The sequence below is a fragment of the Dietzia sp. KRD202 genome (genome assembly GCF_017168155.1).
Classification (GTDB): domain Bacteria; phylum Actinomycetota; class Actinomycetes; order Mycobacteriales; family Mycobacteriaceae; genus Dietzia; species Dietzia kunjamensis.
This window is the reverse complement of sequence record NZ_JABFAN010000016.1, coordinates 1-12,933: the sequence shown is the minus strand read 5'-3', so window position 1 is coordinate 12,933 and position 12,933 is coordinate 1. Positions and strand designations below refer to the sequence as shown.

The 12,933-nt window shown below is 68.4% G+C and carries 15 protein-coding genes; 14 read left to right on the top strand and 1 reads right to left on the bottom strand.

What is annotated here, in order from left to right:
* Window positions 1–17: 17 nt before the first annotated feature.
* Genes J1M64_RS10690 through J1M64_RS10625 form a run of 14 tightly spaced genes read left to right on the top strand, consistent with a single transcriptional unit; the run spans window position 18 to window position 12,612 of the window.
* Window positions 18–317, top strand: a complete 300-nt coding sequence (locus tag J1M64_RS10690) for a hypothetical protein (protein WP_182638503.1) — start codon at window positions 18–20, stop codon at window positions 315–317.
* Window positions 318–322: 5 nt separating this feature from the next.
* Window positions 323–619, top strand: a complete 297-nt coding sequence (locus J1M64_RS10685) for a hypothetical protein (protein ID WP_182638504.1) — start codon at window positions 323–325, stop codon at window positions 617–619.
* A 21-nt stretch (window positions 620–640) separates the two neighbouring features.
* Window positions 641–1,267, top strand: a complete 627-nt coding sequence (locus J1M64_RS10680; RefSeq protein WP_374220850.1) for a hypothetical protein — start codon at window positions 641–643, stop codon at window positions 1,265–1,267.
* Window positions 1,264–2,085, top strand: a complete 822-nt coding sequence (locus tag J1M64_RS10675) for a hypothetical protein (protein WP_206474180.1) — start codon at window positions 1,264–1,266, stop codon at window positions 2,083–2,085. Before J1M64_RS10680 ends, J1M64_RS10675 begins: the two co-directional genes overlap by 4 nt.
* Window positions 2,076–3,677, top strand: a complete 1,602-nt coding sequence (locus tag J1M64_RS10670; RefSeq protein ID WP_206474179.1) for a hypothetical protein — start codon at window positions 2,076–2,078, stop codon at window positions 3,675–3,677. Before J1M64_RS10675 ends, J1M64_RS10670 begins: the two co-directional genes overlap by 10 nt.
* Before the next feature lie 17 nt (window positions 3,678–3,694).
* Entirely contained in the window at window positions 3,695–5,191 is a 1,497-nt protein-coding gene (locus tag J1M64_RS10665) for an SCO6880 family protein (protein ID WP_206474178.1), read from the top strand.
* A complete protein-coding gene (locus J1M64_RS10660) occupies window positions 5,191–6,963 on the top strand; it encodes an ATP/GTP-binding protein (protein WP_241261430.1) in 1,773 nt (590 codons plus the stop codon). The genes J1M64_RS10665 and J1M64_RS10660 overlap by 1 nt, the downstream gene beginning before the upstream one ends.
* Window positions 6,960–7,202, top strand: a complete 243-nt coding sequence (locus J1M64_RS10655; protein ID WP_063935020.1) for a transposase — start codon at window positions 6,960–6,962, stop codon at window positions 7,200–7,202. The genes J1M64_RS10660 and J1M64_RS10655 overlap by 4 nt, the downstream gene beginning before the upstream one ends.
* 4 nt (window positions 7,203–7,206) lie before the next feature.
* The gene (locus J1M64_RS10650) at window positions 7,207–8,817 is read left to right on the top strand and encodes a peptidoglycan DD-metalloendopeptidase family protein (protein WP_206474177.1); all 1,611 of its coding nucleotides are present in this window, start codon (window positions 7,207–7,209) and stop codon (window positions 8,815–8,817) included.
* A 26-nt stretch (window positions 8,818–8,843) separates the two neighbouring features.
* Entirely contained in the window at window positions 8,844–9,383 is a 540-nt protein-coding gene (locus J1M64_RS10645) for a hypothetical protein (RefSeq protein WP_241261429.1), read from the top strand.
* A gap of 28 nt (window positions 9,384–9,411) precedes the next feature.
* Entirely contained in the window at window positions 9,412–11,145 is a 1,734-nt protein-coding gene (locus J1M64_RS10640) for a type IV secretory system conjugative DNA transfer family protein (RefSeq protein WP_206474176.1), read from the top strand.
* The gene (locus tag J1M64_RS10635) at window positions 11,142–11,648 is read left to right on the top strand and encodes a DUF4913 domain-containing protein (protein ID WP_206474175.1); all 507 of its coding nucleotides are present in this window, start codon (window positions 11,142–11,144) and stop codon (window positions 11,646–11,648) included. Before J1M64_RS10640 ends, J1M64_RS10635 begins: the two co-directional genes overlap by 4 nt.
* A 20-nt stretch (window positions 11,649–11,668) precedes the next feature.
* Complete coding sequence (locus tag J1M64_RS10630; RefSeq protein WP_206474174.1) at window positions 11,669–12,337, top strand: hypothetical protein; 669 nt, start codon at window positions 11,669–11,671, stop codon at window positions 12,335–12,337.
* Window positions 12,334–12,612 carry a hypothetical protein gene (locus J1M64_RS10625; RefSeq protein ID WP_206474173.1) on the top strand — a complete coding sequence of 93 codons (279 nt, stop codon included), beginning with the start codon at window positions 12,334–12,336 and terminating at the stop codon, window positions 12,610–12,612. The genes J1M64_RS10630 and J1M64_RS10625 overlap by 4 nt, the downstream gene beginning before the upstream one ends.
* Before the next feature lie 92 nt (window positions 12,613–12,704).
* Here the strand turns inward: J1M64_RS10625 and J1M64_RS10620 are convergent.
* Window positions 12,705–12,933: hypothetical protein (locus J1M64_RS10620; RefSeq protein WP_206474172.1), on the bottom strand; the 229-nt coding region annotated here is incomplete at its 5' end.

Below are 12,933 nucleotides of genomic sequence, written 5' to 3'. Positions count from 1 at the left end.
GATCCAAGGAGAACGCAATGTTTGTTGAGACGATTCACGCCGCCGCCCCGGTGGCCGAGCAGATCATCGCCGTCGGCGAGAACCTGTCGCCGATGGAGATCCCCGGTGCCGGTGAGAAGGTCGACACCGCCCTGGCGTACTTCATGTGGGGCTGCATCGCGCTCGGCGTCATGGGCGTAATGGCTGCCGGTGCCTACTTCATCATGGCTCGCCGGGCCGGCAACGGTGACGAGGTCCAGACGACGGTCGCACGGATCATCGGTGGCTGCCTGCTGATCATGCTGGCCGGCCCCATCGTCAACGCCCTGGTCTCCTAGCCGCCGTGCTCACCGACGTGGTGACCGTGCTGGCGCAGGACCCGGCGGTAGTGCTGCCTCCGACCAGCCCTGTCGGCCCTCCAGCCGAGGCGATGACCCGGTTCTCCCAGGCGGTCGGCTGGGTCAAGTGGGGAGCCACCGCCGTCGTGGTCGCCGGCGTTATGGCGATCGGGGCTCTGCTGACGATCGACAACCGGCTGGTCGACCAGTACGGCCCTTCGATCCAGGCCATCACGATCAAAGTCCTCCTCGGATGCCTGATCGTGGCCTCCGCCGGGCACATCGCCGACGTATTCATCTAGAAGGAGCCCCTGTTGTCCAAAATGCGATGCGTTCTCACCGCTGCGGCGGTAGCGCTGCTGCTGACGGCGAACACCGCCTGCTCAAACGATGAGCAGACCGAGCAGCCGCCAGTTGTGGACACCGCTTCTGCCCCGGCCGATCTGACGTGGCGGAACGTAGCCGGACTCAAGGTGCCGACCTCCCGCGCCGACGGGCCGGCGCGAACGTCTCCGCCCCAGGGGTACAGCCATACCCCGCAAGGCGCGGCTCTGGCAGCGGCGAACGGGCAAGCAGCCCTGGCGACGGCGCCCGACTCCACGTGGCCCGAAGTGGTGCGCACGGTCACCGCTCCCGGCCCCGGCCGGGACCAGTGGGCGCAAACCCGTGTGCTGATGAGCGTGTCGGGTGCAGTCGATCCGTCGGTGGCAGCCACCTTCACCGCGTTCAAGGTCACCGACTACTCGCCTGAGAAGGCGATTGTCTTGCTGGCTACATCGACCCCGCCAGCGCCGGGAGAACAGGAGCCCCTGCTGACGGCCTACCCGGTGCAGTTGGCGTGGACAGGGGCGGACTGGAAGCTCGTGCTTCCCACGCAGGAAGACGGCATCGACGCGGCCGAGATTCAAGCACTCGACGGCTTCACGACCTGGGATGAGGACAGCAAATGACAAAGAAGGCATGGATCAGCGGCGCAGCGGTGCTGATCGTCGCTCTGACGGTGCTGGTCCTGGTCATCACCATGAGCGGAAGCGATGAGCAAAGCGGCCAGGCGGCACCCGCGCCGGCCACGCCCACTGCGTCACCGACCACGGCGCCTGCGGAGCAGCCAGGGCGGGTGGTCAGCGACCTCGTGGGCCGGCAAGTGACGGTCGTGGACGCTCCCGAAGGTGAGCCCGTTGCACAAACCGGCGAAGCGGGGGCGTTTCCCGGCGGGACCGAGCCGGTCGCGGCGCCAGCGGGTCTAGCGCTTCAGCGTGTCCCGAGCGGGACCACCTTGATGGTCTCGTCCTCGGATGGCCCGACAGCGGTGGAGCGAGGCGTGATGACCGGGTACGCCCGTTCTCCCGTCGGCGCGGCACTGCTCACAGCCAACTACATCGGTCTGGGGCTGGAGATGGGACCGGTCTACGCCGACTTCATGCAGCGCTTTGCGCCTGATCTCGTCGCGGAAGACCCGGAGCTGCTCGAGGAGCTGCGCACACGTGGCGCGGCCACCCAGGGGCGGGCGATGCAGGCAGCCGAGGGGTTTCAGGCGCCCCGGTGGTTCCGCTTCAGTCACTGCTCGCCCGACTTCTGCACCGTGGAGGCGGCGATGCCGTCGGTGTCTGAGGCCGTCGGCCAGGTCGACACCATCGACGTCAGCGCAACAGAACACCCGGTGATGCGCGTGTCCCTGTCGTGGACTGGCGAGCAGTGGGAGATCGTCTCCGGCCGCTCGCTGCCGCCCCTGGAAGAGCTGGATCGGTCGTGGGTGCTGTGGATCTGACACGCCTCAAGCAGCTCGCAATCGCGCTACTAGCCGCGGTCCTGGCCTCGGTTGCCTTCGCGGCACCGGCTGCTGCTCAGGACACGGACCAGAATGAGTTTCAGTCGTTCTACGAGGACTGCCGCAACGGCGATCTCGACGGTGATGTGCTCGACGGCGGATTGTTCGCCGGCACCGGAGCCCATGAGTGGCTGAGGGAGTCGGCTCAGGCCGGCGGACTGCGTGAAACGCTCACCGCCCCCGCTCGCGGCGTCGTCTCTGGCGCATGCAACACCGCCGGTGCAGCCCTTCATCCGACCGATGCGATCGAGGCGGTGACGTCCGGCTTCTGGGGCGACCCGATCGGAGACTTCGTCAAGTCCCTCCTGGAGGGAAATGCTCAGGCGTTGTCGCTGATCATGACGATGTGGATTAAGGAGTCACCCTTCTCGGGAGCAGACTTCGAGTCGTCAGTGGCGGGCGTATTCAACCTGACGCTGTGGGCGCAGGTACTGCTGTTCGTGGTGTCGCTGATCATTGCGGGGGCACGGATGGCGGTCGCCCGGAACCGCGGATTGGGTGATGGGTTCGAGGACGTCGGGCAGCTCGTCTTCAACTTCATCCTCGCCGGGGCCGCGCTGCCGGCGGTGATCATGTCGCTGCACATGGCCACCGACCTGGTCTCGACGCAGTGGCTCACCGACGGTCTGGGCGGGGATCCAGAGGCCAAGATCAACGCGGTCGCGCTCATCGACGAGGAGACCGGACTCGGGCCGGCCGCGGTATTGATCCTGGTGGTGTTCGCGCTGCTGGGTGCCCTGGCGCAGATGCTGGCGCTAGTGATCCGCGAGGGCCTTCTGGTGGTGGTGGTGGGTCTGCTGCCGTTGGCGGCAGCGTCGTTCGCGCTGAGCACCGGCAAGCAGGCCTTCAAGTCGATGATCGGGTTCGTCGTCGCGGCGCTGCTGTTCAAGCCGGTGGCAACACTGCTGTATCTGGTGGCGTTCTGGCTCAGCTCGGGAACAGAACAGCCGTCGATGATGGAGGCGGTCTCCTCGATGCTGCTGCTGGCCGCGGCCGGCCTCGTACTGCCTGCGCTGATGCGCGTCGTCGCCCCGGCGGTGTCTGCCTCAGTGTCCGGTGGCAGCGCCGCAGGCATCGGCGCCGCCGCTGCCGGAGCCACGGGCGCTGTCGCCGGCGCCGCCGGCGCTGCACTGGGCAACACCCAGCAGAGCCTTGGCGGCGGAGCGTCGTCGTCCGGCTCGGGAAACCAGAGTGCCGCGAATGGCGCGGCCTATCTCGGCCCGCACTCCTCGGGAGGCTCGTCGTCACCGCCGGCGGCCGGCTCTTCGGGTCCGACCCCATCGGCACCTTTGGGGGGCGGCGCACCAGCTGGAGGCAGGAGCTCCTCGGGCACGGGCACCAGCTCGTCGGGCCGTGTCGGCGGGGCAGTGGCAAGTGCGGCCCGTGGCGCCGGCACCGTGGCGGGCTTCGCCGCTGCCGGGGTGGGCGCGGTGGCGACGGCAGCTCAGACAACGGCTCGAGCGACACAGACGACCGAGCAGATGATCGACGGTGCGCTGGCAGCTCACCCGACACCCCACCACTACCGCTGACGGCAAGGAGATAGCTGGTGTCTGCATCAGGTGAGGCAACGGACCTTCGGCTCTACACGCTGGGTGAGAAGTCGCAGCGCACCGGCATGTTCGGCCTGCCGCTGCGGGCCACGATCATCGCCGGGATCGCCTTCATCGCGGCGATGTTGGTGCTGATGCAGGGCGGACTAGGCGCGGGAGCGCTCATTGCGGTGCTGGCGGTGGCGTACCTGGCCCCGGCAGTACTGCGTATCGGTAATCGAACTCTCTACGAGGTGGCTCAAATGCGTTGGCAATTCTGGCGGGCACAGGCCGCTGGTTCCACGGTGTACCGGTCCGGGCCGAACTCGCGGGTACCGGGAGGCCGATACCGGCTGCCCGGCGCCCTGGCCAAGACCGAGCTGCACGTCGGCCGCGACGTGGCCGGCAACGATTTCGCGCTCATCCGAGACCGCGCGCTCAACCAGTACACCGTCCTGTTGGACGCGGCCTCACGCGGCCAGGAGCCGCTGACGGTGGCCGACCGCAACGACATGACCGCCGAATGGGGCGCCTGGCTCGCCGAGCTGTCCCTCAACGACGACGTCGTGGCGGCCACCGTGACCGTCGAGTCGTACCCGACGACCGGGCAGGACCTCATCGCCGCGGTGAAGGACTCGGTCAGCGAGTCCACCCCGGAGATCGCCCGCCGCATCCAGGCGGAGTCGGCGGTGGAGTTCGCTCGCGGCAAGCTCGTCACGCGGTCATGGATCGCGGTCACCTTCAAGGCAGCCACCGCGATGCAGCGCAAGGACCCCGAGGCGATGGCCACCGATCTGGGTTTCCGGCTGCCCGGGCTGTACCAGCGGCTCGAGTACGCGGGAGTGTCTGCCACACCAATGAACCCGGAGGACGCGATCGGGCTGGCGCTGCGTTGCTACCGCCCCGACCTGGAGGAGACCATCAACAGCGCTCGCCTGTCTGGCGAGCCGCTCGGAGTGGACTGGGACGACGCCGGCCCGGCCGAGGCTGTGGCGAAGTGGAGTCACTACCGCCACGAAGACTGGGTGTCCCGCTCGTTCGAGATGGCCGCCCCGCCGGCCGCCGCGTTCCCGGACCACGTGCTTCGGCCCCTGTTGGAGCCGAAGTCAGACATTCCCCGCAAGCGCGTGACGCTGATCTACCGCCCGATCGCCGCCGGGGACGGGGTGAGGCAGGTCGAGAAGGAGCACACCGACGCGGTCAACGCTGCGAACAAGACCCGCTCGATCGGCAAGGCCTCTGCCGGCCTGCGCCTGGAGCGCACCGAGGCCGCACGGCAAGCGCTGGCCCGAGGCGGCCAGCTCGGCGAGTACTCGCTGCTGGTGACGCTCACCCTGCGCAACCCTGAACTGCTCGACCAGGGCTCGGCGATCATCGGCCAGCTCGGCAACCGGTCTCAGCTTCGGCTGCACGCCACCAACGGCCAGCAGGATGCGGCGTTCGCCGCCGCGCTGGGTCTGGGCGTGCTGCTCGATCAGAAGTCCACGATTTCCTCGTTTGCGAAGGCGGAGTGATGGCCAGGCGCACCAAGACCCCCGTCGGGCCGGCAGAGTTGGAAGAGCTACACGCCCGTATCACCGCCGGCGATCAGCTCCCTCCCTGGCCGCACACACGAACCGGCCGCGCGTACAAGCGGTGGTGCGACGAGCACCCCGACCGGGCCGAGCAGGCGCGCACCGCCCGCCAGGCACCGCAGCTCCGCTACGGAAAGCCCCGGTTCACTAATCGCTACGCCTCCCTCGACGGCCGCGGCTTCAAGGGCGCGTTCTCGGGGCGGATGGCAGTGGTCTCTGCCCCGGCCGCCACCCAGACCTCCACCAACTACGGCTGTGGTTTCAACCCGTGGGTGGTCGGGGCGACCGCCCCGGCGGTCGGCGTCCCTCTGGGGGTTCACGCACAGACCGGCCAGGACGTCTCCGGCGACGTGTTGTCGTGGTTCCGCGCCGGCATCATCGGCAACCCGTCGGCGTTCGTGCTCTCCTTGCCCGGGCTGGGCAAGTCCACGATCATCCGCAAGCAGTTCATCGGCGCGGTCGCCCAGGGCCATGTGCCGATCGTGGCCGGGGACATCAAAGGCGAGTACGTGGCGGTGACCGATGCGATGGTCACCCCGGCCGGAAAGCGCGGGCAGGTGATCCGTCTCGGACATGGGCACGGGCACCTGAACCCACTGGCCGCCGGCGCTTTGGGCGAGGCGATCCCGGTGATGCAGGCCCATCTGGACGAGCTCCGCGACCGGGGCGAGGACAGCACGCGCCTTGCCGAGGCCATCACCGAAACCGAGGAGTCGGTGCACTCGCGGCAGGTCACGATGGTCGTGGCGCTGGCCGAGCTGATCCGCGGTCGGCCGCTGGCTGACTTCGAGGGTCTGGTCATCTCCACCTCGTTGCGGGAGATGCGCCAGGGCGGCAGGTTCTCCTTCGCCTCACCGCCGCTACTGCGAGACCTGATCGACTACATCCGATCCGGAAACGCCGACCTGCGGCGAGCGCTGTTCGTCGCCGACGAAGCGGAGTACCGCCGCACGGTCCGAACCCTGGTCCAGACGCTGGAGTCGCTGACCGACGGCGTCATGGGCCAGGTATTCGCCGAGCACACCACCACCAAGATCGACCTCGACGCCCCGGCGATCTGCATCGACGTCTCGGCGATCGCTCGAGGAGACCAGTCGCTCAAGGCGGGCGTGCTCCTGGCCTGCTGGTCCGATGCCTATGGAGCGATGGAGGCCGCGCACGTGCTGGCCGACTGCGGTCTGGCGCCGCAGCGCTACTTCCTGGCGATTCTCGACGAGATGTGGGCGACCCTGGGCGCCGGGGCGGGGATGGTGCAGCGCGTCGACGAGCTCACGCGCCTGAACCGCACGGACGGCACCGGATTGCTGATGATCACCCACACGGGCCGAGACCTGGAGACGCTGCCCAACGAGGTCGACGTCAAGACCGCGATGGGCTTCATCGAGCGGGCCGGCATGGTCATCTGCGGCGGTCTTCCCGCCGGCGAGCTGGAGCGGCTCAAGGGCGTCCTTCAGTTCACCGATGCTGAGGCAGCGATGATCACCGCCTGGTCCAAGGGCGCGCCGATCGAGCGCACCGAAGCCCGCGAGCGTAAGAAGCCACCCCTGGGGCGAGGCAAGTTCATGCTCAAGTCGTCCAAGGACGGCACCGCCGGGATCCCGGTGCAGGTTCTGCTGACCGCGACCGAGCGGGAGACCAACATCCACGACACGAACGTGCGCTTCCGCGAACTGCTCGATGGCGTGCCCTCCGGGCAGGCGGTGCCGGCATGAGCTCAACTGCGTACGACGCCGATTTCCGCGACCAGGTGGTCGCGCGGCTGGCAGAGCTCGAGCCCCAGTTCCCCTCGACCTCAGCAGCCGCCGAGGTCGTCGCCCGCGAGTTCGGCATCAGCCGCGACTCGGTGCGCCGCTGGTCGGTCGCCGCGGGGACGTGGCAGGCGCACAACTCGTCCACCCTGCGGGCGCTGCAAGCCGAGAACGCGGCCCTTCGAGCGCAGCTAGGGCTGTAGACGGATGCGGTCGGCCAAGCTCGTCGTGGGCATCGTCATCGGGATCATCCTGCTGTCGCTGGTGGTCGTGGTGATCCTCGGAGACGGCAGCGACGATCGGTGCCGCCCGAACGGGGCCATAACCGGCGGCGGGGGAGTGGCCGCCGGCGAGCTCAGCCTGCCGATCGCCGAAGGCGATTACGTCGTGTCCTCGACCTACAAGAGCGCAGACCGGCCCGGCCACCGAGGCATCGACCTGGCCGCCGCCGACGGCACGCCCATGTACGCGATGGCCCCAGGCGTGGTGACCGCCGCCGGCCCCGCGAGCGGGTTCGGCAACTGGATCGTCATCGACCACACCATCGACGGTCAGCCTTACTCGACCGTCTACGGCCATATGTGGGACGACGGAGTGGACGTGCAGGTGGGCGACACCGTTGCCGCAGGACAGCACATCGGTGAGGTCGGCAACAACGGCCAGTCCACCGGCGCCCACCTGCACTTCGAGGTGTGGCAGGGCGGGCGCCTGACCGGTGGGAGCGAGACCGATCCGCAGCCGTGGCTCGACCGAGCGGCGAACCCGGGCTCGGGAGGCAGTGAGCCGCCCACCGACGAGTCCACGACCTCCCGTCAGCCGTCTCCGCGCTCGAGTGGGGAGATGCCCGATTCGGACAAGATCGCCTCCAAGGAGAACTTGCAGGTCGACTCGATCCGGGTGGCCCGTGCCGTGGCGCAGCGCTTTCCCGACGTGAAGACCATCGGCGGGTGGCGGCCTGTTGATGCCTACCCCGATCACCCGTCGGGCCGCGCCGTGGACATCATGATCCCGGACTACTCCTCGAGCGAGGGCCGCGAGCTGGGCAATCGCATCACGAACTACCTGCTGACGCACCGCGAGTTCTTCAACATCGAGTACCTGATCTGGCGGCAGCAGTACATCCCCGCCACCGGGCAGCCCTACCAGATGGAGGACCGGGGCGACCCGACCCAGAACCATTTCGACCACGTGCACGTCACCGTCGCCGGCGGCGGAAAGCCCACCCCGAACCAGCGCTACGGCGCCGCCCCCACCGACGGTGCCGACGACTCCTCGGAGACCACCGGCGCCGTCGGGGGCGACGACTGCGCCCCGGACTTCGGGCATCGCAGCCTGAACGCGGGCGAGATCCCCGCCGAACTGCGCAAGTGGATCGACCTGGGAGGCCAGGTCTGCCGCGAGGTCGACTCTCCGCTGCTGGCCGGGCTGCTGTACCACGAATCAGCCGGCTTCCAGGCCACGGCGGTCTCGACGGCCGGAGCGCAAGGGTACGGGCAGTTCATGCCCGGCACGTGGGCGGCCAAGGGCGCCAAGGTCGACGACAACGGCAAGATCGCCGGACCTCCCGGCTCGGGTTCTCCGTCGGACCCGGCGGACGCGACGATGGCCGCCGCCCGCTACCTGTGCGAGATCGCCGAGGGCCAGCGAGAGGGCATCGCCTCGGGCGAGCTCAGTGGCGACCCGCAGGCGTTGATGCTGGCCGGCTATAACGCCGGCCCCGGCGCCGTGCAGCAGTTCGGCGGGGTACCGCCGTATGCCGAGACGCAAAAGTACGTGGTCATCGTGCCGCAAGAGGCCGCGAGGTTCGCCGCCGCATGAACACCGCCGACGAGTAGGAGACAGCGATGAACACCAAAGGCGTAGCCGTGGTCGCCGCGGCGGTGGTGGCGGTAGTGGTCGCCGCCGTCGCGATGGCCCTGACGCTTGGCCGCGATGATGAACCGGGAACCGATGCGCACGTGCACATCGACCCGATCACGACCGCCGACGAAGTGGCGGTGGCGGTGATGGCAGGGATTCACACATGGACACCCGCGCAGCAGCAGTCCCCGTGGGATGCGATGCACGCGATCTCCGGCCAGCTCACCGGCCAGATGGCGGACGCGGCCACCACCCGCCCGGACCCAGATCCTGCCCCTGGGCAGTGGTTGGCATGGGCGCGCTCGGGTGACCGCGTGATCGGCGCCGCAAGCCTGGCCGGAGATCAAGACCCCGTCCCGCAGGACGCGAACCAAGCTCGGCGCCTGGTCACGGTGCAGCAGAAAGTGCTGCACCCCGACGGAGCAACGACCCCGCTCGAGCGCATCACCGCGACCGTCGAGCTCAAGCGCACCGGCGAGACGTGGAAGGTCGCCAGCTACCAATACCGATCTGTGGGCGAGTAACCGCGCACATCACACCAGGGAGGCAACAATGGCAGGCAAAGACCTGGCACGAACGTCCCAGACCCGCGAGCCCGGACCCACGATCGCGCTGGTCATGATGGGCGTGGTGGCGGCCGCGGTGATCGCGGTGTGGGGCAGTATCACCCTCGGCGAATCCATCGCCCCCACCGGTCAACAGGTTCCCGGTAACCCCGCGGTGGCGGTGATCGACCTGGCCCAGGGGCAGGTGCAGTGGACCACCGGCGCCACGGTCGTCGCCGTGGCCCTGGTGGTGATCGCCGTTGTGCTCGTGGCCGTGGTGGCGGCGCTCGTCGGGCGCCGGCAGGGCCGCAGGACCCGCGTCGATGGGATCACCAAGCACCTGGCGGGCCGCGCTGACGTGAAGTCACTGTCGGCCAAGAGCGTGGTCCGCGCCAACCGCGAGCGAGGCGACACCACCCAGACCCCGGGGGTGTACATCGGCAAGGAGGTCGCTACCGGCCAAGATCTCTGGGGCGGGTGGGAAGACCTGCATCTGGATCTGTGGGGTCCCCGCCAGGGCAAGACCTCCAGCCGCATCATCCCGATGATCCGCCGCGCACCGGGCATCTGCATCTCCACCTCGTGCAAGCGCGACGTCATCGAAGCCACGATGCCGTTCCGTCAGCAGGTCGGCCGCGTCTGGGTGCTCGACCCGCAGGACAAGGCGGTCGGGCTGGACACCTCCAAGTGGTACTTCGACCCGCTGGACTTCGTTCGCCGCGACCAGTGGTGGGACGGCAACGCCGAGGAGCTCGCCGAGATCTTCAACGCCGCCACCGCCCGCGGGGAGGCCGGCAGCGACCCCAACGCGTACTTCTACTCCCAGGCCGTGGACCTGCTCGCCTCGCTGTTCCTGGCAGCGGCGATGAAGAACCGTCCCATCACCGATGTCTACGGATGGGTCTCCAATCTCGAGGACGCCACCCCAGTTGACATCCTGGCCGACAGCCAGTGGAAGCCGCAGGCTGCGGACCTGGCCAGCAAGTACAACGCCGAGCCCCGTACCCGCTCCAACGTGTTCTCCGCGGCCAAGAACATGATCTCCTGCCTGGGACGCAGGCAGATCGTGCGGTGGCTGACCCCCCAGGCCGGCGCCCAGCGTTTCGACCCGGTCGCCTTCGCAAACTCCGAGGCCGACACGCTGTATCTGGTCTCCGATGAGGAGAACCCGATCGGCCGGCCGGTGACGTCCATCCTGACCGTCGCGGTGTTCAAGGCCCTGGTCGACCGGGCCGACACCTGCCCCGGTTCGCGTCTTCCGGTGCCGGTGACCGCCGCCCTGGACGAGATCGCCAACATCGTGCGGTGGCCCAGGCTGCCCGACTACTACTCGACCTTCGGCTCCCGAGGAATCATCTGCTCGACCGTGCTCCAGTCCTACGCCCAGGGCGTGGAAGTGTGGGGCGAGCAGGGCATGAAGAAGTTGTGGTCTGCCGCCGCGATCGTCGTCATCGGTCCCGGCCACAAGGACTACCGATTCCTCGACGAGCTGGCCCATCTCATCGGCACCCACACCGAACAGCAACGCTCCATCTCCAGCGGCGGCGGCGATCGCGGACGGTCCGTGTCGACCCAGACGGTCGAGAAGCAGACCATCACCGCCGCCGAGCTGGCCGCCCTGCCATTCGGTCGGATGATCGTCCTGGCCACCGGCCGGCGCCCCATCCTGGCCCGGATGGTCCGGTGGGACCACCAGGACCTTCCCTCCGCCCCCGAGAAGAGCGAGGAGGCCGCAGCGTGAGTCACCTGTTCGACAAGAAGATCGTCGAGGCGTTCGGTGAGACCCTCGCGGCGGTGGCCAAGGAGTCGCTACCTGCTGCTGTAGAGGATGTTCTGGCAACACCCGGCCTCACCGACCACCTTGCCCGCATGGTGGAGAGGGAGGTCCAGCGGTTCGCCGAGACTGAGCTTGGCGTGCCGCCCATCCTGCGGTTCACCGACGAGTTCGCCTTCTTCGACGACTACCTGCGACTGGCCTACGAGTCGACGGGTATGAGTCAGAAGTGGTGCTCGCGCTGGTGGGCGCACCGCTCTGTCCGATTCCGCATCCGTTCGATGTGGCTCGCGTACGAGTCACTGGCCCGCCGGGACCCGGCCACCTGCGATGAGGTGTTCCTGCGCACGATCGGCGACCACCATATGCCGCTCCTGACGGGAGAGCGCTCACCGATGGTCGCCTGCACGTCCGGTCACCAACCGGGCAAGCCCTTGAAATCGGACCCCATTGAGGAAGGCACGCTATGAGCTCGCATCCCAGCGACCCGGTGGTCGCCGATCTGATCCGTCACGCCCGCGTGGGCGCGGCAGCTAATCCGTACCCGCCGCGGACTCGCTCGCTCGGCGAGCACTCCGCCCGCCAACACTCGGTCGGATCGCTCGTTGTCGAGACCGCTCGCGCAGACTCCGGCGTATCCGAAGAGGTCGCTCAGGCGCGGCGTGAGGTGATCGCTGCCGAGCTGGAGCGAAGGCGGCTGGTGAAGGCAGCGGAGGAAGCGCGGCGGCAGGCAGAACTTGATCGGACCCAGGCCGAGCAAGAGCGCGATGAGGCCGTTCGCCGCGCTCGCGAGCGGTCAGGACCGGGCCCGGACTTCTTGACGCTGGCGGTGATCGCAGCGGTGACCCTGGAGATCACCGAGTACGAGCTGGCCGGCGTGTTCGATGCGGCGATCACCGACACCCCCGGCCTCTCGTCGGCCGATACCGCCGACCTCGCAGGTGAGCGCAGGGTGGGCCTCACCGAGGAGCTGCTGCACACCGAGGTGGCCGCCGTCGGCGGCTCGCCGGCAGTCGCGGACGTCATCGACACCGGCGTAGGAACGCAGACACCGTCCCAGCTCATCGCCCAGTCCGATCAGGAAGCTCAGCCGGCCGCTGCCACCTTCGACAGCGCTGCGGTGTCCGTCGATACAGCGCCGGAGGTCGAAGAGCTATGAGCGCACAGGCGTTTGGCAACGACCAGATGAGGACCTACCTCGCCGATGCCCTGGCGGCGGCCGACTCCCCGTTGACGGTCATGCCGCACGACCCCGAGGACCCCTGGGGTGTCCTCGTCCGCGACACACGGTTCCAGTACTCGTTCATGAGTGTCAGGCAGGACCGCTTGATGGGCCTGCTCGACACCAGGACTCCCGAAGCCGTCGCCAGGGGGGTAGCGGCAGTTCAAGTAGCAGTGGCACCCGTCTTAGCCCATTGGATTGTGAAGCGCTGAGGATGACGGCCCTGGACAACGAGAACCCCGAGCCGTGGAAGGCGATGGACAAGTACGACAGGTACTGCTGACTACTCCCTGCTGTCTCTGACTCACCACGGGTCGGGGGAGGAATCGGTGGTGGCTCCCCAATCCCATTGCGGTCCTGATGTCGACTCGACGTCCGGGCCGCGTTCTTGTTCTGCGGCACGGTGGGCCAGATAGGACTCAGCGAAGTCGTCAGAAGCTGCGGGCGCCGGCGCGGTAGTGAGCGAGCCGTGGGTGGTCGCCAGCCACGCTGCCAGTTCGGTGTCGGTGGCCGGCGCGATTGGGGGAGGGGTG

What these genes read in the sequence shown, in the direction of transcription:
- J1M64_RS10690 (WP_182638503.1), top strand. Translation starts at nt 18, where the DNA reads ATGTTTGTTGAGACGATTCACGCCGCCGCCCCGGTGGCCGAGCAGATC.
- J1M64_RS10680 (WP_374220850.1), top strand. Translation starts at nt 641, where the DNA reads ATGCGATGCGTTCTCACCGCTGCGGCGGTAGCGCTGCTGCTGACGGCG.
- J1M64_RS10675 (WP_206474180.1), top strand. Translation starts at nt 1,264, where the DNA reads ATGACAAAGAAGGCATGGATCAGCGGCGCAGCGGTGCTGATCGTCGCT.
- J1M64_RS10660 (WP_241261430.1), top strand. Translation starts at nt 5,191, where the DNA reads ATGGCCAGGCGCACCAAGACCCCCGTCGGGCCGGCAGAGTTGGAAGAG.
- J1M64_RS10655 (WP_063935020.1), top strand. Translation starts at nt 6,960, where the DNA reads ATGAGCTCAACTGCGTACGACGCCGATTTCCGCGACCAGGTGGTCGCG.
- J1M64_RS10650 (WP_206474177.1), top strand. Translation starts at nt 7,207, where the DNA reads ATGCGGTCGGCCAAGCTCGTCGTGGGCATCGTCATCGGGATCATCCTG.
- J1M64_RS10645 (WP_241261429.1), top strand. Translation starts at nt 8,844, where the DNA reads ATGAACACCAAAGGCGTAGCCGTGGTCGCCGCGGCGGTGGTGGCGGTA.
- J1M64_RS10640 (WP_206474176.1), top strand. Translation starts at nt 9,412, where the DNA reads ATGGCAGGCAAAGACCTGGCACGAACGTCCCAGACCCGCGAGCCCGGA.
- J1M64_RS10625 (WP_206474173.1), top strand. Translation starts at nt 12,334, where the DNA reads ATGAGCGCACAGGCGTTTGGCAACGACCAGATGAGGACCTACCTCGCC.